The organism is Haloarcula montana, from assembly GCF_035666295.1.
In the GTDB taxonomy this organism is placed as follows: Archaea; Halobacteriota; Halobacteria; order Halobacteriales; family Haloarculaceae; genus Haloarcula; species Haloarcula montana.
Map to the genome: position 1 here is coordinate 1 of NZ_CP142029.1, position 16,818 is coordinate 16,818.

Here is a 16,818-nt window from a genome sequence, read left to right on the forward strand (position 1 = left end):
CTGACTTGAAAATCGACACGGTGGCCTGGGCAGTGCTTTGGCTTGAGTTAATGGTAGCGGGGAGGCCCGTTACGTAGGCTAGATATCTATCTTGGTTCTAACAGGCCCCTTAGTTCTAAGTTTCATAGCTACCACTGTCCGGAAAGTACCTTATCTAAGAATCTTAGATAACTGTCTTAGACAAGTGTCTTTACTTAGTTGGTTGGGCATGATGTCTGACGTACTTTCTTATACATCTAAGACACACAACACAGTATGCTAAGCTACACAGTGTACTCAGAAGCAGGAGGGGTCGGGAAGACCTCACTGACGGCAAACCTCGCAGTCGCGCACGCCCGCGGCGGTCTCAAACCGCTTGTCGTCCCTCTGGATCCACAAGATGGCGACTTCTCGCGGCTGATGGGGATCGACGATAACCGGGCCGATTCCAGTGCCGATAACCTCGTGCGCCACATGGTAAACAGCCCAAAAGGTCCATTCGAGGACCTGATTCGCACAGCAGAGGGTGTCGATATCGTCCCCGAGCACAACATGCTTGCCGACCTTTCGGGGCATCTCAGTCGCGAACAAGACAAGGCCGAAGATCTCGGTGATGCGTACAATATCTACGCCCAACTCCAACGAGTCCTCCGTGACGCTGGAGTTGGCGACACGTACGACGTGTTGATCTGTGACCCGCCAGCCACTGAGTCGGATCACCTCTACAATTCGATCTATGCGACGCGCAACCTCGTGATTCCAGTCGAACCAAGCTGGAAGGGCCAAGCGTCGGTAGAGGGACTTGCCGATTTAGCGACGAATTTCGCCGAGCAGCTGAATATCGATCTCGGCGTGCTTGGTGCCATTCCAAACGGGGTCAAGAACACGTCCGACCAGCGCGAGATGCTCGAGGAGATCCAGTTCCCCACTCCAGAAGTGATCGGTGACCGTACATCGCTAATGGAAGGCTGTTGGAAACAGCAGTGCTCGGCATTCCGTTACGTGCGTGAGTTCCGGTCACGACGACGGGACTACGAGATCGAAACACTCGCTCAGTTCGACCGCCTGGCACGGTTCCTCGAAACGGAGGGTGGGGTCGAGGCGCCATCGCCACCTGAACCCGGTGCACTGGAGGAACCAGCATGACTGGTTTCAAGAGCGGAGCGAGTGACGATGACCCACTCAACGATGATGACACCAGCGCCGACGACTCTCAACCGTCACCGAAAGATACGGGAACCCAACAGAGTCAGGAGCCGGAGTTATCTGGTGGCTCTGAGCACCGCCAGCAGACAAATTTACCATGGATCTACCGTCGCAATAGCATCACTGATGGGCGTGCAAAGACTGTGCAACTCCATCTCCAGGATTCGACGCTTGATCGGGAGCAAACCGCTCGCAGTGAGATATCGATCGAAGAGACTGTAAACAAAGCCGACCTCCGAGAAGCGGCCTATCTCGTGGGATTACAGCATCTCGACGAGGTTGCCGGCACACTTCGTGAGTGGGGATACGACGCCCAATAAACCATATTCCGCAATATATTTTGCCCGAAGCAGTCGGCTCAGTTTACCTCATTCCGGGCCATATTTTGTAGGGGGCAGATATTGAGAGTGCCCTTCTCAATGCCTACGGTCCTCGGATAACGGTTCTACCGAGTGATTCACAGTTGGTACGAGGCGGATACCACGGGGCTTGACCCTGAGGCGGTTGACAACCTAGCGAAACCCTTGTTGGGTTTCGACATCTTAGCCCATTGGTGTGTTTCCATCCCGCAATCTGGAGTAGCCGATAGAACTATTTATTCAGAGTATAGTAAACACCCTAAGGCCCATCTATCATGATAAATAGTTCATCCGAGGCGTTTGATATAAAGACAATAACAAAATTTGGTTAAATTATGTCTGAAAATATCGGAGAGCTATACGAAAACAGAAGTATGGAATCAGAATTGCAGAAGCTTGGCCTCTCAAAAAAAGAGGCCAATGTATATATGACAATCATTGAGTATGATCAAATAAAACCAACTACATTAGCATCTGAATCAGATGTGTCAACAAGTTATGTGTATGAGATTTGTGACAAACTTGCGGAACGTGGTTTGGTCACTGTTCATTCAAACAGAACTCCAATGTTAGTCTGTGCCCGCCCCCCTACGGAGGCTTTCAACGATATTCGGAGCGAATTATCAAACTTGGAAGGAAAGGTCGAGACATATTATGAAACACCTACAGATCAAGATACGCCGCCGGAACTCATCCGTTCTCGACAAACACTCAAGAAACAAATGAGGTCAATAATCAATGAGTCATCAAAATCAATATTAATGATGATGCCAGTTACACACCTCTCTGATTTTGCAGACGCTCTTCGGCAGGCGGTGGAAGATGGTGTTTTCGTTTTACTTGTTCTGCACGGAGAAATATCTGAGGTTACAAGTACTAATCTTCAGTCGATAGCCTCCGCAGTCCGTTTCTTTTATGATACTAGTGGAGTGCTTTTGGTGGCGGATGGTAAACAGGGTATAGTTGGGTCTGCGAATCTTCTTAACTGGGGCCAAACAGATAGAAATTGCATCTCCCTCACCAACCGTTTTAATACGGTCCTCATTGGGGGGGCGTTTATGAGTGTGATTTGGCAACCAGCACATGAAGTGCTGATACCAACCGCTGATCAGCTACCAAACCGATATAATTCTTGGCTAGCCGCTGTTCTCAATGCGACAATCCATCTTCGTTGTGGGAATTCAATCGCTGCCCAAGTCTCTGGATATTATACTGGATCGTCAAAAAGAGAGACAGAGACCATATCTGGAGAAATAATAGAGACCACACAGAATATATTGTATCCACAAGACGGTGGATTTGGCACAAAAAACAGTCTTCTCATTGACACAGGTGAAACAACAGTATCAGTTGGTAGTGAGGGAGCATATGTTGAAGACTTTGCTTCAACTACTATTACATTATATCCCTTGTAGAGATAGGACTGCATCGCGTTGAACGAGTAGTCGACACCGAACGCGGAATGTGAGTGGACCTGCTCTCGTTGGAACCCACTGGCATCAATCTATGCCGTTGCCGAAAGTCCCCGTCCAACTCTTCGTCGAGTCTGTCGTCGCTCGTAAAGTAGTTGCTTCCCGCTTCGAGTGTCGCGAGGCCACCGCATGCTCGCAGCTTTCGCTTCGCTCAACAACAGTATTTTTGCTAACTGAACGACTTTGCTCGTGAAGCGGAAAGGGTCCAACATGGAGATCAACGGTTTCCCGGTTCACCCTGAAGTGACGATTGAAACGATGTACACATCGATCGTACTGCAATCGTGCGATCGGGTGTGCAATGGTTTTTTTATGGCCACTATAGCTCTGACGGTCGAAACTGATGTGCTCCAATGATGGGTCAACTCCACATGTATAAATATGCCACATTGGGTGTAGAAAATCCTTCTTCCAAAATCAGATAACCGATTTTCTTACAATATCTCTGTACGTGCATATATTTATTACTGGGAATACAGAACGGATGACCTGCGATGAGCGAAAACCACGACTCCGGACAGAATACGTACGATAAAAGCATGAAAAGGCGTCACTTTATTCAATCGCTCGGAATCACTACACTGGGATACGGAATCGGGATGAATTCAGTGAGCGCCAGTGAGGCCTCAACAACTGATATTGACTCTCTGGTTAATGAGATGTCCCTTAGACAGAAGGTTAGTCGGACTCACGGTGTAGGTAGGACTTCTGGGATCGCGGGGCGTGTGACTGGTTTGGAAAGCCCGATGATTCCACAACTAGATCTAATCAACGGCCCAACTGGTGCAGCACTGGGTGACAATACAAGTACAACTGCCTTCCCACATCCGATCGCTTTGGCATCAACCTTTAATCCATCATTAGCACAGGAGATGGGCAAAGCAATAGCACGCGAAACCAAAGCGGGAGAAGCCGATGTATTGCTAGGCCCCTCGATGGATATGTTTCGGATTCCGTTCGATAGCCGCAATTCGGAAACTTACGGGGAAGATCCACATCTCTCCTCAGAAATGGCCGTAGCATATACTAGTTCAGTACAGGCAGAGAATGTTATTGCCACTCCCAAGCATTTTGTCGCTTACAATCAGACTCGGACAACCGGGGATACCTATGATAAATCCTCTATCTCTGAACATAACTCTGTAGTTGATGAACGGACTCTGCGGGAAATCTATCTACCACCATTTAAACACGCAGTTCAGGACGGCAACGCTGGTGCACTTATAGCGGCGTACAACCGCGTCAATGGTGTGATCTCGAGTGAGAACCACAATCTTCTCCGTGATATTCTGAAAGACGAATGGGAATTCGATGGATTTGTCCTCTCTGATTGGGGTGGGACTCATAGTACCGTATCTGCAGCAAAGAATGGACTTGATGTGGAAATGCCCCGTGCCTCTTATTTTGGATCCTCTCTGCAAGATGCAGTTGATGATGAGCTGGATGAAGCTGTGGTCGATGAAATGGTTCGACGTGGACTCAGATCACAGGAAAAAATTGGTTCGCTTTCCGGGGATCGGGAAGGTGTCGGTGACTCATCTGTAATTGGCAATTCTGACCACATTACGCTTGCACAAGAAATAGCTGAAGAAGGCACTGTGCTCCTAAAAAACGAGGATAATACACTTCCCATTGATGTATCAGGCGTCAGTTCGATAGGAGTTATTGGACCAACACCTACAGAATTTAAACCCGGGGTCGGTGGAAGTGAAACAATCTCGAATCCGATCAGGCGAGTCGGTCCCATTGATGGCTTAGATGAGGCGACTCCAGACAGTGTGACGGTCAACGGGACTCAGACCGATAATTTAGAGTACGTTCCATCTGATGAGTCTGGGTTTGAATATGAATATTATGATAACTCCGCTTTAGAAGGAGATCCCATTGAAACAGGGACTCAAACCACTATTAATGTCGAAAGTTCAGGTTTTAGACAACCTGCAAAATTCCAATCTGCAAAGTGGACCGGAACGATCACACCTTCGCAAACCGGTACGTATGGATTATCATTCTTGACTGGCGGTCAGGGAAAACTGTATATTAATGGTGAACTGGTAATGTACAGAGAACCGGCACGTGTTGGTTCGCTGGCAACGCCTGAACGTTCCGGTATCGACCTTCAATCTGGCACTACTTACGATGTGACTGTTGAAATTACTGGTAGTGGACCAGCAAAATTGCAGTGGAATCCCCCCTCTAATATACAAAGTGCTGTTGATGCTGCATCGCAGAACGATGTTGCTGTGATTATAGCACGAACGTTCACAAATATCGGCGCAGATCGGTATAAGTTCGGCCTGCCAATGGATCAAGAGGCTATGATCCAAGCAGTTGCGGAAGAAAATGCCAATACAATCGTTGTATTGAACACAGGATCACCGGTTAAGATGCCTTGGATTAATAGTATTCCAGCGGTTCTACAGCCTTGGTTCGCTGGCCAGGAAGCCGGAGCTGCCCTTGGGAATCTCCTAGTTGGACATTCAAACCCGTCAGGAAAAACACCAGTGACGTTCGCTCAGTCATCAGAAGAGTATCTTCCACAAGAGATATCCACGCTCCCTGAAGAAGCACGCGGATATCCCGGCGTTTCGGGCGATGTCTATTATGATGAAGGGCTCTACGTCGGGTACCGACACTTTGACGAAGCAGATATTGAGCCATTATTCCCCTTCGGCTATGGTGAGTCCTACACAGAGTTTGAATTGTCAAATATTAGAGCTTCAGCGGACACAATTATCGCTGACCAAGGGGTTACCGTGAGTGTTGATGTCCGTAATGTGGGTGAAATCGAAGGTTCTGAAACTGTTCAGATGTACATCGGCAACCGTGAGACACCGATCGACCGACCACCGAAGGAACTCAAGGGTTTTGCAAAACAGTCTGTTGAAGCTGGCAGTACCGAAACGGTTGACATCGAGTTGAACGCCGATGATTTCAAGTACTGGGATCCTGATGCCGGGAATTGGAAAATAAAGCAGGGGGAATATGAAGTTATGATCGGTACGTCTTCTCGAGACATCGAAGAACGCATCAATGTTACCGTGGAACCACCCGAGCAGGACCCGAGTTCAATTTATCGCGATGACGATGGGCGCGTGAGTTTTAATGAAGTGCTAGATTCAATTACGAGATTCAACAATGAACAGCCGTTGCCCGGACATGGGCCGTTATCAATGAACGACATATTGGATATTATCACTGCATATAACAACGACCAATAGTCGCTCCACTGCTGTTCCCAGTTGCTTCTACCGCTGTTTTTTATCCGTATTATATATGGTATCATAGAACGGTTTCCACACCTGAGAGTAGGCTGATCACTGAGGTGGTATGCAGTCAGCGACCCTGCAAAACGAGCTTTCGGTAGAGACGTTGTTCAATATCGCGGAGACTGAGGTGTTAGCGCTGTTTGAGCGCCTCTCTTTGGGTCTCGGAGAGTTCGACGCAGGACAGGCTTGACCGTCTCGAACCGTTGGCGGAACGGCCGGAGACCCTTCGTCAGGTTGTGTTCGTCGCGATTACGCTTCTTGGGATGGTCAGTGGACCGGCAGGAAACCGAATCAGTACACCGTCGTGGGTCGTCCTAGAGCTGTACGGGGCCGCCTACGTGTTCGGTGGAGACGATTCACCCGTCTCTCCGGACGGCCTGAAGCCCCTCGCGAGACGGCCCCTGGAGAATCCACTGTATCGATAACTACCGTTCCTGGCCAGATTATTTTAGTATTTCTTGTCTACTATTATTCCTATATATACAATTTTTTATATCGTAACATCAGAGGAAAAGTGTAACGAATGGATCGTCGCAAGTTCTTGATGACGGCCAGCGGTGCTGCCACCACGGCAGCGCTAGCCGGTTGTGGAGGCTCTGATGGCAGTAGCGGTAGCAACGGTACCCCAACTAACAGTCCGACGCCTACGGCGTCGTATGAAGTCGACTCTGAGGCACCTGCACGGGTCAAAGTCCTCCGCCTAACGTTCCCACAGGAAATCACCTACGGCGACTCCTTCGAAGGGGAAGTCCTGTTCGCGAACGTCGGCGGCGAACCCGTCGAAGGCAACGCCGAAGTGAAACTTACCCGCCTCTCTTCGAGCGAGTCCGACTCGCAGACGGCCACACTCAACGCTGACGGCCTCGAATCTGGCGAATCGAAAGGTCATAGCATCGGGTCGTTCGACGCTAACGCGGCTGGGGAATATCGGATCGAAGCCGGGTCCGGCGTGTACGAACTCGCCGACGACATAGAACCTCTCGTCAGCGTCGGGTCGCGTCAGGCAGCGACGGGCGAACAGGTCGAGTCTCCGGGTGGCCTTCGATACACTGTGTCTGGCGTGCAGTTCACAGAGTCGTTGGCGAGCCCGCCGACCGAGAATCGCGGCGCAAAGCTCCGCACGACCCTCGATGACCAGATCATCGCTGTCTTCTCTCTCACGGTCGAAAACGCTCAAACCGAGGGGTCTCAGGTGTCACCACAGGCGTTTAGCGTTGCCGACGGTGGTCTCGTTGATGGGTACGATGATCCCGTCATCGAAGGGTCGCCCCTGATCGGGACTCAAGTGAACCCTGGCCAGTCAAAGTCGGGCTGGGTCGCGTATGCGGTCCCGAAATCAGGGGTGCCCGAACTGAATCTGGGGCTGAATCTCGTATCAACCACGTCTTCTCCGGATGTCGTTGTCGACGTTGGACAGGACGACCCAGCGTTCCCGTCACTCGGAGTCGCTGACGTGACGGTCCCAGAGAGCTTCAACAGCGGGACCACCGAGTTCCTCTTCGAGATCGAGAATACGGGTGACGCGGCCGGGACATTCCGTGGCGACCTCGATTGGAAGTATACTGAAGACCCAGATGCACTCACGATCAGACGGGCGGGTGTCTGGTATCCGTTGAGTGGTTCGTTCTCCACTGTCACGGTTGCTCCAGGCGAGACCCAAACCATGCGGGTCACCACCCCCTACAATGGCAACACGCCGGTCAAGTACCGGCTCAACCCCCACAGTCTAGTCACCTTCACCGTTACCCCCTGAGGCCCTTTGGTGAAAGCCGGGGACCGCATCGGAGCCGTTCGAGTACAGCTAAGATGACTGAGTGTAATTGCCACGGCTGAGATGGGGAGTCCAGGCTTCCAGCCAATACGTCCGGTAGCGAACGGTCGATTGCCCGTAATTACTCCACTCAAAGTCTATTTTCTTCGATATGCATATCTTGCACATAGCTATCTACACGTCGTGATGATTGACCACAGGCTGTCCCCGGCATTAGTATTGTATGGGCAGGGCACGATACTGTCAGTCAGAATGACTGCGACCGTTGTACTCTGCGATTCCAAGACAGTTGATCCAGCAGATCAAGCCGACATATTGGAGGCTGCTGACGCGACGATAGAGATCCTTGAAGAAAAGACCGAAGCCGCCGTCACCAGGGCTGTCCGAGATGCAGAGGCGATCATTGTCGACGCACAGACCCCAGTCACGGCAGCGGTGCTCGATAGTACGTCATCGTTACAAGTCGTTGGGCGGGCCGGCATCGGCGTTGACAATATCGACCTCGATGCAGCAGTCGCCAATGACATCACTGTGGTGAATGTGCCTACGTACTCCCTCGAAGAGGTCTCAACCCATGCCTTGTCGCTTCTGTTGGCATGTGTCCGTGCAGTCCCACAATACGATCGGGCGGTGAAAGCTGGCAGATGGGACTGGCAGCAGGAACAGCCGTTACATCGAATGACAGGCCGGACGCTGGGACTGGTCGGCTTCGGCAACATCCCACGACGACTCGCGTCGAAACTCCGGACTTTCGGGGTCGAGGTGATAGCGACCGATCCCTACGTTTCCGAGGCCCGAATGCGTGACTATGGTGTCGAAAAGGTGGCGTTCGAGACACTGCTCGACCGGGTAGAGTATTGCTCAATTCACGTCCCGCTGTACGAGGGGACTCGTCATCTGTTTTCGGCGGAGGAGTTTGAGCGTCTCTCCGAGGAGTGCATTGTGGTGAATACGTCCCGCGGTGGAGTCATTGACCAAGCTGCACTCGTTGAGGCTCTATCTACTGGGGAAATCGCGCGTGCTGGCCTCGATGTGCTCGAGTCCGAACCCCCAGCTGCCGACAGCCCACTGCTCAATCGTGATGATGTCGTGCTCACACCGCACGCAGGATGGTACTCCGAAGAGAGCCAGAAGGACCTCTCGAAAGGCGTTGCCGAAGGCGTTGCTGCCGTACTACGAGGTGAGCAACCCGACAACGCTGTCACCTCAGACACGGTGTGGAGCTGACAACTCCACCACTGTCAGTCTCGCTAGCGATGAACCAGCGTGCTTCGTCCACTCCCGTCGAAACGAGCGGATTGGCGTCGTTGAGTTCGTCGGCGAGGATGATCCAACCCTCCTCGAATCCATCGGAAGGGGAATTGGTGTGGGACTGGCACGACGGTATGTGGAACGACGGCCAGATGGCCGGCTGGAGTGGCTGGAGCTGGGGGATGATGCTGTTCGGTCTCCTGTGGATAGCATTTCTCGTTTCCTTCCCGGTTTCTCTCGTCTACTGGCTGGGAACCCGGTCCTAATTGGACGGTTCCCCCGAGGGTAGCGCACTCGCTGTCCTGCAGGAGCGGTACGCCCGTGGCGAGATCGACGACGAGGAATTCGACCGCCGTCGCGCCCGTCTCACACCAGATACTGGACGGTAGCAGACGGTCGTTTCCTACTCGCTGACTTCAGTTTTCACGACGGTTGCCGGACGAGTCGTCAATCGGAGGACACGGTCGGTGACACTTCCGAGCAGCGCACGATATTCGTCGGGCCGGCGTTTGGTACCGAGCACGAGGAGATCGGCGTCACAGTCGTCTGCGTGATCCACGATAGTCTCAGCGGGGCGGCCATGTTGCATCGACGTCTCGACGTCGACATCGATCTCTGCGGCTCGCCGTCGGAGTTCCGAAAGCGTCTCCTCGCCGTGGTCTTCGAGGCCGTGTTCGGGACCTTCGGCTTCATCGACGTACTCGTCCCCGCTGTACGCAGTCACGACATCCTCGTCGACGACGTAGAGTACGTGAAGGACTGCGTCGTGGGCGGCTGCGAGCTCGAGTGCGTGCGTTTCAGCCTCTTCGGACGCGACAGTTCCATCGGTCGACAGGAGAATTCGGTCGTACATTCAGTCGAAGTTCAAAGGCGGGTACCATAAATTCGGCTTCCAATTCCCTCCGAGCGAGAGTCACGGTAGCGCGTTCACTATGGCCGCGTCAGCGGATGGATCCATGTCCGAGCGAAGTTCATATCGAACGCTCTGAATCCTCGGCGAGATGTCCGTCAGTGGTCGTGGCCTTCCATCACCATCGGATGCCCGGTGGCGTATTCGTCGGGATACTCTTCGAAGGGTTCCTTGCAGATCTGCGAGCAGAAGTAGTGCGTCTCACCGTCGTGGGTCGCCAACGGCTCGCTGTCGTCGGTTCGCATCCCACAGACGGGGGTCGACGATATCCGTTGCTTTTCTACACATACTCAGACACTCCCTCCCGCTCTGAGTCGATTCGATAGCTGTACGAAGATTCGAGGGTTGGACGCGAACGACTTACTAAGACTGCCTTGACCCTCTATTTGCAATGGCAGAACGCAACGGCCGACACGTCGAAGATAGCGGTTCTGCACAGAGGGGAAGCTAATCATGCGCGTTCCCGTCCCGAAAAACAAACTCGTTGCCTTCACGCTCGTCGGTGCGCTCCTCACAGCTGGTATCGCCGGGGCCCTTGCTCTGCCCGGTGGCGGCCTTGCACAGACTGGTGAGCAATCTAACTCAGCAGATACAACCGCGTCAGATCCCTCACAACAGGCTGTTTCTGATGCGCCGACGCCGAATCAGGAGTTCACCCCGGCAGTCCAGACACAGTCCGGATACGAGGACGAAGACCACGAGGAGGAAGAATACGGTAAGGATGAGGAGGACGATGAGGAGAAGGAATATGCCGAGGAGGAAGAACACGAGGAGGATGAGGAGGACCACGAGGAGGAAGAATACGGCGAGGACGAGTGACCGGGATGATGGGATCACTCGTATCGGTGTACGTACGGTTCGGAGACACCCACCGCGAGTTCGAATGTTGTGACACGACGTTTTGGATTCAGGCGACGGGCGTCCGGGCCGACGCTGTGGCAACCGCGGCCCGAGAAACGGCTGCGTCGCTCGAAGCACAACTGAACGCCTTCGATGAGGCGAGTGCCGTCAGTCAACTCAACCGTGAGGGAGAGGTCAGGAACGAACACGTCGCGCGTCTCGTTCGGCGTGGGCTCGAATACAACAACCGGACCGACGGGACGTTCGATATTCAGCAGGGTCGCGTCGAACACGACCTCAAAGCATTCCTGCGTGGTGACAGTGACACACCACCGACGGAGTTTGAGTCCGGAACTGTCCGAACCAGCGGGTCGCACGTAACTACCACCGTCGAACTCGATCTCAATGGCCTCGCCAAGGGGTACATCGTCGACCGGGTCAGCGAGGAACTCGGAGGCGTCGGCCGACGGGGGTTCGTCAGTGGTGGTGGGGATATGTCTCCACCGACCGGCCCGGTCGCCATCGAGAGCCCGTACGGTGACGACACACCGCTGAAGATCCTCGACACGGACTGGTACGTCGCAACATCCGGCGGATACCGACGGTCTCGAAACGGCACTGACCACGTCTACGATCCGACCACTGAATCGCTCGGCTCTCGTCACGAGTCCGTCACCGTCGTGGCGCGCCGAGACTGTATGGAAGCCGACGCCTTGGCGACGACGCTTGCGGCACTCCCACTTGCCGAAGCACGCGAACTAGCATCGGAATGGGAGGACCTGGAGGCATTCATCGTCCACGACGGCGTCTTTCAGACGACAGAGGGATTCGACACACATGTCCTGGACACATAAGCAACGAATCACCGCCGTGGCGATCGTCGTCTTGCTGATGGTCGTCCCTGCCCTCTGGCAGATCGGAGACGTGCGTGCCACCCGAGCGACCGAAGAAAAACAAAGCGATCTCGTCGATCAGACCGTTTCGACGAGACAGGCCTCAGCCGACTACGACGGGGATGGCATCGACGACTCCGCCGACAAATGTCCGACACGACCGGAAACGAAGAACGGGTTTCAGGACGCGGACGGCTGTCCCGATGTCGTCGCAACGACGGGGGCATCGTAATGTCACAACTCGTCTGGCTCCTCGACCGGGGTGCCGCGCTCGTCACGTATCCGGCGTTGTATCTGGCGGTTCTCACAGGTATCCTCTATAACACGGAGTCGTTCGGCGTGCTCCACGAGGCCGCCCGACGTATCCATATCGAACTGTCCGTGTTCGCGATGATCGTCACGTTGCTCCATGCGGGACTCGGTGTCCTTGATGCGTGGTTCGTCGTCACCGGGCAGGTTCCGGCGCCGGCATACTCGATGCCGTACTTTCTCGGCGGCGTCGCCGTGGGTACGGGGGGACTGTTCATGCTCGTCGTCGCGGTGCTTGGCTTTACTGACGCAAGACGCTTCCAGCGCCCCTGGGGCCCACGCGTCGTCCACTCATTCGCGTATGCTGGGTTCGCCTTCGGGACAATTCACGCGGCCGCAATCGGGACTGATCTGACCGGCCTCGTCCGTCCCCTGCTGGGTCCCTCGGTGGCGTTTCTCGTGTACGTGCTCCTGTTGCGCTTGCTGGTGCTCCGGGGAGACTCGTCGAACGCGACTCCGGGTTAGTAGCTGTCCCAGAGGCCCAGAATGCGGTCGACGACTTTGTCCGTGAACGAGCGCCGATGCACCGTGTAGAGGTATCTGACTCGGTCAGGGTCGCTGACCTCGTAGACGACACTCCGGCCCTCGCGCTCTTTCGTGACGAGGTCGGCTTCGGCGAGTTTCGAGAGGTGCCACGAGACCGTCGATTGCGCCTTGTCCAAGCGGTCGCTCAGTTCGGTCGTCGAAAGCGGGCCATCCGTGAGAAGATGTGCCAGAATGCGGCGACTGTACTCCCGACGCAACGCGTTCATCACTGTCCGATCGGCTTCGTCGAACTCGGCAGCCGGATAGTACCGCGTGTACTTACCGTCGTCCGAGACGTCAATCAGGCCCTCGTCGGCGAGCCACCTGAGCTGGTACTGGAGTGTCCCCTGTGCGTACTCAAGGTCGTCAAGGAGCGCGCGAAAGTGAACGCCCGGCGTGTCGGCTATCCGCTGGTAGATTTCCCGCCGAGAGGCCAGTTCGAGATCCGGGTCCGACATTGCTTAGTCCCGCGTCAAAGCGACGAAAAACGCTAGGAGGCCACCGAGGATCAGGATCGCACTCCCGTGTTCGAGGAGTTCCAGCGTCGCGTACGGGAAATACGGGAGCAACGGATACTCGAGAAACACGATGAGTCCGTAGACGGCGAACATCGCGTACCCGAGCGTGACGATTCGCAGACGGCCATCACGTTCCCGCCGCCATGCGAGGAAGCTGAGTACACTCAGGCCTGCGGCGAGGACGAAGATACCGAGACTGATGTACTGTTCGAGGAGTTGAGCGAGCGGCATACGTTACTATCTGTGCACATACGTGCGACGTGCTCGGCGATCGGTACAACTCAATGGATGGATGTGTACCGGAAAACGATTGGCGTCCAACCGTCGAATCCGATCTTATACATTGAGAGGGGCGGTCGCAACTTTTGCGAGCAGATCGGGAGGTACAGATGCTGTGTTTGGATTTCTACAAAGCGACAACTAATCATCTATTCTCGTAAACTTCGAACAAACTCAGCATTTTATCTGAGGTGGTCACCCACATGCTGTTTGGCAAGGTCGCGATACATCCGGACAAGCCGTCTGAGCAATCCCATATCACCAGATGGCGTCTATCGCCCGGGTAACTCGACCGAATCGTCCAGTGAGGGCCAGCTAACTGATGTGTGCAACGAGCACACGTACACGCTCTTGCGCGTGATCAGAGACGAAGAACTCGAAAGTATTCGCGAGACAGCAGACTGGTCGGCCGTGACAAAAAGAACGTCTCCGAAGAACTGACGACACTCGAAGCGCTGGGCGTCATCCGCTTCGAGGCAGTCGGGCGGGCAAAGAAGCCAGTGTTCCCCTACGACGGTCTCGTCGTATCGCCGCTTGCTTACGACCCCGGAGACGGGGCCACTCCGCCCCCTGATATCTTTGTTCTCTCCGTAGTATCACACGGCTGCAGACCTCAATCCAACGCAGAGAGCGGTACTCGATGTGCGACGACTGTCAATGCGCCGATCGAGACGGCATCGACGGGGACGGAGTCGAAAAGACATCTCTTTCGGGGTGGCCTGTCGGTCCCGAGACTACTTCGCGTCGATGTACGCTTCGACGAGGGCCGCCTCGGCTTTCCGGAGTCTGTACGAGACCGTCGAACGCGGCCAGTCCAGTTCCGCGGCCAGTTCATCGAGGGTCGTCTGACGTGGAGTCTCGTAGTACCCGTTTTCGGCCGCCAGTTCGAGGACACGGCTCTGTTCCGGACGCATCGTGACCGAATTAAAGAGGGTGAGCAAGGGACCGGTCGCGTCGCCGACGTGGTCGAAATGAAAGGAGAGTCCGTCCCGCAACCTGCCACCCAGCGTGTCGTACAGCATCCCGACTTTTTTGTCGTCCTCCATCAGTATCCGCCAGCGTTCGGTGTCGTCCGCGCGCGTCACCTCAAAGAGTAACGCGCCAGTGATATACCGGTTGGTAATCGTCGGGATGGAGTCACAGTGGACGAGGTCTTCGAAGTAGCTGTAGACGACACTTCGCCGGGGGTCATCCTCCAGGATGTCGCTGTAGTGGCGACCACCACAGCGACGACCACTGATACTGAGTTGGTCGTACGTCGAGTCGGTCAACAGCGCCGTCGCCGCTTCGACGACAGGCGCGGGACCGGTGATCCGGTCCAACCGCCACAGTTGGGCGTTGCCCATCGAACAGAGGAACATCGTTGAACGGGCTTCCGGTGTCTCGATGAACAGGTCCATCAGTTCGTCGACCCCAGCGTCGTACCGGATATCGAACACGAACTCCCGCATCTATTCGCACTTACTGTTGCACGCTACAGTCAATTTCGATTCGTAGCAACGGTTCCGTTCGTGCCCGCTGCCGGCTGAGAGAGTTCGACGCCTTTGCCGGAATTGTCGCAGGACAAGGAAACGTTCAGGCGTCGTCGGTGCCCAATCTCGAACATGAGCAATTCTACTGCCGATGGTACGTTGCCTTGGTTCGTAAAAGTCGTGATGGTCGTCGCACTGCTCGTCGTCCTCTTCATCATCGGCGTCGACTTGCTGACCTTCGCCGGTTCGTTGTAGTCCGGACGTGTCACGGAGTCCTGATTTCGACCACCGGAGAATTCATGAGCTGAATTGAGTGGCCACCCCCAGGGAGAGAGCGAGTCGAGCGCTTAGCTGGTGTGGCTCGGGAGGTGCGTGCCGGCACTCGCGACCGAACTTGTCCTGTGACAACCGGGCGACTAAGCCAGCCCAGCCGTGACCCCATCACATGGTTTCGGCACCGCTTTCGTGGCTCCCGCTGGTCGGTCTCCTCACGATCCCGTTTGCGGTCGCGTTCGTCGTGACCGTCGAACCGGTCGCTGTCTTGGCCATCCTCAATACGGTCCTCATCGTGGTCGCCGTCCGTCTCATGTTCGGCTCGGATGACCTCGGGACGATCGAACGCGAGTGGACCCGCATCCGGTAGTACGGGCCACGCCACCCTGTTGGTTGATCCCATCGTGTTCTGTACCCCACACCGGGGGAGTTGTCTTGTGACAAGCCAGACTACAAGACCGTCAGGTCAGTCCAGTCGAGATAGGATGGGTATGAACGAACGACGAGAGAGTCCGAGGTCGCAGCCTCTTCCCACCTGTGGGCGTCGACGCGCTCGCAGGGTACTGCTGGGCGTATCGACGACGGTGGCCACGCTCGGCGCTGTCGGGGTGGCCAGCGCACAAGGTGCGAGCGGCGGGGCAACGGACGCCAGCAGCGGACCGCTCGTGACGGCCGTGGCGCTCGCATTGACCGCGTTCGCGGTCGGTAGCGTCTACATGTACGGTTGGCGTGACCGGCCGGAACCGACCTTCTCCCCGGATACGCCGATCGAGGACCGGATTCCAAACCGACACACCGCGCCGATGTACGAGTCCGAGGTTCCGGAAAGCGAGACTCGGTCAGTCGACCACGACGCCTTCGATCCGGTCGGGACCGGGCTGCTCATCGCGCTGTATTTCCTCGTGATCGCGGTCCTGTGGCTGTTTATGTACTTCGTCGAGTTCCTCAGAAACGGACCGGCGGTGGTGAGCTGACGATGCACGTCCACAGATTCGAACGGTTGTGGCTGGTCGGCGCGCTCACACTCATCGTCCTCTTCGTCGGAACGGTGACCTACGGCGCCGTCGGCGCCGGCTACGGGATGGTCGACGACACCGGCGGCGAGGTCGACCCGACGAACGCGATCGCCTCCGAGAACTTCAGGGAACCGGGCGTCTACGACAGGAGCGAAGCCGGGCGTTACGATGTCTACGTTGAGGCAAAGCAGTTCATGTTCGTCCCTGGGACGAGCACACCGGTTCGGGTCCCGGCAAACAGCACCGTCACGTTCCACGTCACCAGCACGGACGTGATGCACGGCTTCGAGGTGGTCGGGACGAACATCAACACGATGGCCGTCCCCGGACAGGTAGCGACGGTCACCGTCGAGTTCGACGAGCCCGCCCAGTACGGGCTGGTCTGTAACGAGTACTGCGGGAGCGGCCACCACACGATGGAAGGCTCACTGGAGGTCGTCCCCCACGGGCAGTTCAACGAGAGCGAGGTGAACTGA

General features: G+C 55.3%; 19 protein-coding genes and 3 pseudogenes. 17 read left to right on the top strand and 5 right to left on the bottom strand.

Annotated elements, in window-relative coordinates:
• The first annotated feature begins 255 nt into the window (after positions 1 to 255).
• From VJ109_RS17390 to VJ109_RS17430, 8 genes and pseudogenes are all read left to right on the top strand, one after another.
• Positions 256 to 1,125, top strand: a complete 870-nt coding sequence (locus VJ109_RS17390; protein WP_324761042.1) for a ParA family protein — start codon at positions 256 to 258, stop codon at positions 1,123 to 1,125.
• On the top strand, positions 1,122 to 1,505 hold the full coding sequence (locus tag VJ109_RS17395; RefSeq protein ID WP_324761043.1) for a DUF7970 domain-containing protein: 384 nt from the start codon (positions 1,122 to 1,124) through the stop codon (positions 1,503 to 1,505). Before VJ109_RS17390 ends, VJ109_RS17395 begins: the two co-directional genes overlap by 4 nt.
• Before the next feature lie 374 nt (positions 1,506 to 1,879).
• Complete coding sequence (locus VJ109_RS17400; protein ID WP_324761044.1) at positions 1,880 to 2,959, top strand: TrmB family transcriptional regulator sugar-binding domain-containing protein; 1,080 nt, start codon at positions 1,880 to 1,882, stop codon at positions 2,957 to 2,959.
• A gap of 551 nt (positions 2,960 to 3,510) precedes the next feature.
• On the top strand, positions 3,511 to 6,237 hold the full coding sequence (locus VJ109_RS17410) for a beta-glucosidase (RefSeq protein WP_324761045.1): 2,727 nt from the start codon (positions 3,511 to 3,513) through the stop codon (positions 6,235 to 6,237).
• A 109-nt stretch (positions 6,238 to 6,346) separates the two neighbouring features.
• Positions 6,347 to 6,460: pseudogene (locus VJ109_RS17415) on the top strand (IS5/IS1182 family transposase); the annotation flags it as partial.
• A gap of 348 nt (positions 6,461 to 6,808) precedes the next feature.
• A complete protein-coding gene (locus VJ109_RS17420) occupies positions 6,809 to 8,038 on the top strand; it encodes a DUF4352 domain-containing protein (protein WP_324761046.1) in 1,230 nt (409 codons plus the stop codon).
• 204 nt (positions 8,039 to 8,242) lie between these two features.
• The gene (locus tag VJ109_RS17425; protein WP_324761047.1) at positions 8,243 to 9,283 is read left to right on the top strand and encodes a C-terminal binding protein; all 1,041 of its coding nucleotides are present in this window, start codon (positions 8,243 to 8,245) and stop codon (positions 9,281 to 9,283) included.
• A gap of 290 nt (positions 9,284 to 9,573) precedes the next feature.
• The gene (locus VJ109_RS17430) at positions 9,574 to 9,696 is read left to right on the top strand and encodes an SHOCT domain-containing protein (protein ID WP_324761048.1); all 123 of its coding nucleotides are present in this window, start codon (positions 9,574 to 9,576) and stop codon (positions 9,694 to 9,696) included.
• 14 nt (positions 9,697 to 9,710) lie between these two features.
• Here VJ109_RS17430 and VJ109_RS17435 read toward each other — a convergent pair whose 3' ends face one another.
• On the bottom strand, positions 9,711 to 10,160 hold the full coding sequence (locus VJ109_RS17435) for a universal stress protein (RefSeq protein WP_324761049.1): 450 nt from the start codon (positions 10,158 to 10,160) through the stop codon (positions 9,711 to 9,713).
• 155 nt (positions 10,161 to 10,315) lie between these two features.
• Positions 10,316 to 10,474: pseudogene (locus tag VJ109_RS17440) on the bottom strand (YHS domain-containing protein); the annotation flags it as partial.
• Positions 10,475 to 10,670: 196 nt separating this feature from the next.
• Here VJ109_RS17440 and VJ109_RS17445 point away from each other — a divergent pair.
• Genes VJ109_RS17445 through VJ109_RS17460 form a run of 4 tightly spaced genes read left to right on the top strand, consistent with a single transcriptional unit; the run spans position 10,671 to position 12,724 of the window.
• Positions 10,671 to 11,036, top strand: coding sequence for a hypothetical protein (locus tag VJ109_RS17445; RefSeq protein ID WP_324761050.1), 366 nt, complete (start codon positions 10,671 to 10,673; stop codon positions 11,034 to 11,036).
• Positions 11,037 to 11,041: 5 nt separating this feature from the next.
• Positions 11,042 to 11,911, top strand: coding sequence for an FAD:protein FMN transferase (locus tag VJ109_RS17450; protein WP_324761051.1), 870 nt, complete (start codon positions 11,042 to 11,044; stop codon positions 11,909 to 11,911).
• A complete protein-coding gene (locus VJ109_RS17455) occupies positions 11,895 to 12,182 on the top strand; it encodes a hypothetical protein (protein WP_324761052.1) in 288 nt (95 codons plus the stop codon). Before VJ109_RS17450 ends, VJ109_RS17455 begins: the two co-directional genes overlap by 17 nt.
• Positions 12,182 to 12,724 carry a DUF8596 domain-containing protein gene (locus tag VJ109_RS17460; RefSeq protein WP_324761053.1) on the top strand — a complete coding sequence of 181 codons (543 nt, stop codon included), beginning with the start codon at positions 12,182 to 12,184 and terminating at the stop codon, positions 12,722 to 12,724. Before VJ109_RS17455 ends, VJ109_RS17460 begins: the two co-directional genes overlap by 1 nt.
• Here the strand turns inward: VJ109_RS17460 and VJ109_RS17465 are convergent.
• A complete protein-coding gene (locus VJ109_RS17465) occupies positions 12,721 to 13,242 on the bottom strand; it encodes a winged helix-turn-helix transcriptional regulator (protein WP_324761054.1) in 522 nt (173 codons plus the stop codon). The genes VJ109_RS17460 and VJ109_RS17465 overlap by 4 nt on opposite strands.
• Positions 13,243 to 13,245: 3 nt before the next feature.
• Positions 13,246 to 13,533 (bottom strand): hypothetical protein, encoded by a 288-nt coding sequence (locus tag VJ109_RS17470; protein ID WP_324761055.1) that lies wholly within the window; start codon positions 13,531 to 13,533, stop codon positions 13,246 to 13,248.
• Between the two features lie 374 nt (positions 13,534 to 13,907).
• On the opposite strand from VJ109_RS17470, the pseudogene VJ109_RS19635 reads away from it, so the two are divergent.
• Positions 13,908 to 14,042: pseudogene (locus VJ109_RS19635) on the top strand (hypothetical protein); the annotation flags it as partial.
• 273 nt (positions 14,043 to 14,315) lie between these two features.
• Here the strand turns inward: VJ109_RS19635 and VJ109_RS17475 are convergent.
• On the bottom strand, positions 14,316 to 15,032 hold the full coding sequence (locus VJ109_RS17475; protein ID WP_324761056.1) for a helix-turn-helix domain-containing protein: 717 nt from the start codon (positions 15,030 to 15,032) through the stop codon (positions 14,316 to 14,318).
• Positions 15,033 to 15,185: 153 nt separating this feature from the next.
• On the opposite strand from VJ109_RS17475, the gene VJ109_RS17480 reads away from it, so the two are divergent.
• The 4 genes from VJ109_RS17480 (at position 15,186) to VJ109_RS17495 (ending at position 16,818) form a co-directional block, all read left to right on the top strand.
• On the top strand, positions 15,186 to 15,308 hold the full coding sequence (locus VJ109_RS17480) for a hypothetical protein (protein ID WP_324761057.1): 123 nt from the start codon (positions 15,186 to 15,188) through the stop codon (positions 15,306 to 15,308).
• A 190-nt stretch (positions 15,309 to 15,498) separates the two neighbouring features.
• A complete protein-coding gene (locus VJ109_RS17485) occupies positions 15,499 to 15,696 on the top strand; it encodes a hypothetical protein (protein ID WP_324761058.1) in 198 nt (65 codons plus the stop codon).
• 214 nt (positions 15,697 to 15,910) lie between these two features.
• Positions 15,911 to 16,300 (top strand): halocyanin, encoded by a 390-nt coding sequence (locus VJ109_RS19555; RefSeq protein WP_434737299.1) that lies wholly within the window; start codon positions 15,911 to 15,913, stop codon positions 16,298 to 16,300.
• Between the two features lie 2 nt (positions 16,301 to 16,302).
• Positions 16,303 to 16,818 (top strand): cytochrome c oxidase subunit II, encoded by a 516-nt coding sequence (locus VJ109_RS17495; protein ID WP_324761059.1) that lies wholly within the window; start codon positions 16,303 to 16,305, stop codon positions 16,816 to 16,818.

Bases quoted from the DNA above. Each gene is read 5' to 3' on its own strand.
- VJ109_RS17455 (WP_324761052.1), top strand. From the start codon at position 11,895: ATGTCCTGGACACATAAGCAACGAATCACCGCCGTGGCGATCGTCGTC.
- VJ109_RS17480 (WP_324761057.1), top strand. From the start codon at position 15,186: ATGAGCAATTCTACTGCCGATGGTACGTTGCCTTGGTTCGTAAAAGTC.
- VJ109_RS17495 (WP_324761059.1), top strand. From the start codon at position 16,303: ATGCACGTCCACAGATTCGAACGGTTGTGGCTGGTCGGCGCGCTCACA.
- VJ109_RS17400 (WP_324761044.1), top strand. From the start codon at position 1,880: ATGTCTGAAAATATCGGAGAGCTATACGAAAACAGAAGTATGGAATCA.
- VJ109_RS17470 (WP_324761055.1), bottom strand. From the start codon at position 13,533: ATGCCGCTCGCTCAACTCCTCGAACAGTACATCAGTCTCGGTATCTTC.
- VJ109_RS17445 (WP_324761050.1), top strand. From the start codon at position 10,671: ATGCGCGTTCCCGTCCCGAAAAACAAACTCGTTGCCTTCACGCTCGTC.
- VJ109_RS17460 (WP_324761053.1), top strand. From the start codon at position 12,182: ATGTCACAACTCGTCTGGCTCCTCGACCGGGGTGCCGCGCTCGTCACG.
- VJ109_RS17485 (WP_324761058.1), top strand. From the start codon at position 15,499: ATGGTTTCGGCACCGCTTTCGTGGCTCCCGCTGGTCGGTCTCCTCACG.
- VJ109_RS17425 (WP_324761047.1), top strand. From the start codon at position 8,243: ATGATTGACCACAGGCTGTCCCCGGCATTAGTATTGTATGGGCAGGGC.
- VJ109_RS17475 (WP_324761056.1), bottom strand. From the start codon at position 15,032: ATGCGGGAGTTCGTGTTCGATATCCGGTACGACGCTGGGGTCGACGAA.
- VJ109_RS17420 (WP_324761046.1), top strand. From the start codon at position 6,809: ATGGATCGTCGCAAGTTCTTGATGACGGCCAGCGGTGCTGCCACCACG.
- VJ109_RS17390 (WP_324761042.1), top strand. From the start codon at position 256: ATGCTAAGCTACACAGTGTACTCAGAAGCAGGAGGGGTCGGGAAGACC.
- VJ109_RS17395 (WP_324761043.1), top strand. From the start codon at position 1,122: ATGACTGGTTTCAAGAGCGGAGCGAGTGACGATGACCCACTCAACGAT.
- VJ109_RS17450 (WP_324761051.1), top strand. From the start codon at position 11,042: ATGATGGGATCACTCGTATCGGTGTACGTACGGTTCGGAGACACCCAC.
- VJ109_RS17465 (WP_324761054.1), bottom strand. From the start codon at position 13,242: ATGTCGGACCCGGATCTCGAACTGGCCTCTCGGCGGGAAATCTACCAG.
- VJ109_RS17410 (WP_324761045.1), top strand. From the start codon at position 3,511: ATGAGCGAAAACCACGACTCCGGACAGAATACGTACGATAAAAGCATG.
- VJ109_RS17435 (WP_324761049.1), bottom strand. From the start codon at position 10,160: ATGTACGACCGAATTCTCCTGTCGACCGATGGAACTGTCGCGTCCGAA.